Source organism: Komagataeibacter europaeus LMG 18890, assembly GCF_000285295.1.
Classification (GTDB): Bacteria; Pseudomonadota; Alphaproteobacteria; order Acetobacterales; family Acetobacteraceae; genus Komagataeibacter; species Komagataeibacter europaeus.
The window spans coordinates 1-2,302 of the sequence record NZ_CADP01000223.1; the positions used below are offsets into that span (position 1 = coordinate 1).

Here is a 2,302-nt window from a genome sequence, read left to right on the forward strand (position 1 = left end):
CTGGTCTCGAAATTCGATGACCATATCCCGCTTTATCGTCAGAACGAGATCTTTGCCCGTCAGGGTGTCGAAATCCCCCGTTCAACCCTGATCGACTGGTGTGGTCAGGCCGTTGCCGTTCTGCGTCCTCTCACAGATATGATCCGTCAGGAGGTCGTGGGGGCAGACCTGCTTCATGCCGATGATACGCCCATCCAGGTTCTTGATCCCCGCCTGCGTCAGGCTGGTAAACCACGCGGTGTGAAGGAAGGGCGGATCTGGACCTATCTGCGCGATCCCCGCCCATGGGGCGGGAGTGATCCACCCGCCGTTGCCTACTGGTTCTCTCCCGATCGCAAGGGGATCAATCCCCAGACCCATCTGGCACAGTTCCGTGGTATTCTGCAGGCTGACGCCTACGCCGGGTTCAGGGACCTGTATAAACCCGATGCAACGGGAACCGTGCGCGTGCGCGAAGCGGCCTGCTGGGCCCACCTGCGTCGGGCATTCCATGATGTCTGGAAAGGCAGCGGCTCGACAATTGCAAGGGAAGCGCTTGAGCAGATCGGAGAGCTCTACGATATCGAGCGGCAGATCACCGGGCATCCCGCCAGGCACCGTCTGGCTGTCCGACAGGAAAAAAGCCGCCCCCGCGTTATAGCGTTCCATGCCTGGTGCGAAGCACAGCTCACCCGCATCCCCGGGAAGGGGGAACTGGCAAAAGCGATCCGCTATGCGCTCAACCGGTGGGCCGCCTTTACCCTGTTTGTGGAAGATGGTCGTGTCGCCATTGACAATAATCCTGCCGAACGAGCCATACGGCCCGTATGCGTCGGCCGAAAAAACTATCTCTTTGCCGGTTCCGATGCCGGTGGGGACAACATCGCTGATGCCATGACCCTCATCGAAAGCGCAAAACTCTCAGGCCTCAATCCGCACGATTACCTCGCCGACGTCCTGGCCCGTATCAACGAGCACAAAATCAACCGGCTCCAAGAACTGTTGCCATGGAACTGGAAACCCGTGACAGATCTTCACAAACAGGCCGCATGATCAACGGCGGCCTTAAGCGGCCGGTTACGACAGACCTTACTTCAAATCGAGGGTATTTCATGGGGCATGGGTCACCAGCAGTCTCCTTCATGCCGGGCAAAAGAGCGGTTGCAGCCCACAATTTCCTTGCTATCAGGGATAGAGCCACCGCCTTTCCAATAATATGAAAAATGGTGAAGATTTTTGTAATCAGTCTGCGGCGGGATCGCCCGATGGTCTGTTTAGCCTGACGTGCCCCCCTTTTTGTATCCACTCAAAAGGAGAGTTTCCGTTTTTTATGGACGCCCGCTCGACTCTAAATTCGATGCTCCGATCATCCATGTGTCAGACGTCTTTTCTAGCAACCCACTGAGTATGCTCCCGAGAGAATGCGTTCTCAGCATCACCTACGAATAGAGAGAATTTTTCATCGGTATCCGGGAGCAACGATTGTTCTTTAATCAGGCTAATTTCGTGGGCTGCAAGTGCGTAGGAGGCCGCCAGTTCAGAAAACTTTTTCGCTTGCATCCAACTCAAGAGGCTGGCTGCTACCGCCACAAATACGTCTGTCGGCCAGAATGTTTGATCAGGGAAAGCAATACGGAAAGCCGCGCATACGACAGCAACAGCGTTAATACCGATTAACATCCAAAAGAACAAATTAGATCTTCGTCGGTTGAAGGCCGTCTTCTTGGCGTACCAGGTGAGCTGATCGAAAATCCGACTAGCCGAATATGTAGCTCGACGCTCCTCTAGCCCATCTTATTCACGGCATTGAGTATTTTGCGTGGATTTTTCCGTTTCTATGGTTTGGGCGCGCGGGATCGCACCGGGTTGAGGCGGTGTCATTTTGAAACGGTGGATGGCTGCGGCTGGGGTTGCGAGGACGGGGCGCGTTCGGGGGCGATAGCCCCGTCTGTCACGGGCCGGCAGCCTGCATCGAGATGGCGAGACTGCGGAACAGCGCCGCTTCGGGACAGGCGGCGGCAAACGCGATACGGACACGGGTCGCGGTTTCCAGGATACGCCCGGCGATTTTCAGAAGACGATTTCGTAACGTGGTGAACTCGGCCGAGGCGAGCGGCTGTGGGGCTGGGATGGCGTCCCGCAGGGTGAGCATCAGCCAGTATGCGGCAGTGTGCAGCACCAGGCGGACCTGGTTGGCCAGTGGCGATCGACAGCTTGTGCGGTCGGATGCCAGTTGGCCCTTGTGACGCTTGATCAGGTTTTCGGCCTGTCCACGGGCACAGTAGAGGGCACCGTAGAGCCATTCGGCGTTGCCGCCTCGCAG

The 2,302-nt window shown here is 57.0% G+C and carries 2 protein-coding genes and 1 pseudogene; 1 reads left to right on the forward strand and 2 read right to left on the reverse strand.

Going from position 1 to position 2,302, the window contains the following annotated elements:
* Positions 1-1,032, forward strand: a 1,032-nt coding sequence (gene tnpC / locus GEU01_RS20870) for an IS66 family transposase (RefSeq protein WP_019087543.1), incomplete at its 5' end; no start/stop codon positions are given.
* Between the two features lie 324 nt (positions 1,033-1,356).
* On the opposite strand, the pseudogene GEU01_RS23685 reads toward tnpC, so the two are convergent.
* Positions 1,357-1,734: pseudogene (locus tag GEU01_RS23685) on the reverse strand (SLATT domain-containing protein); the annotation flags it as partial.
* Between the two features lie 196 nt (positions 1,735-1,930).
* On the reverse strand, positions 1,931-2,302 hold a 372-nt coding region (locus tag GEU01_RS20880; RefSeq protein WP_019087071.1), incomplete at its 5' end, for an IS1380 family transposase.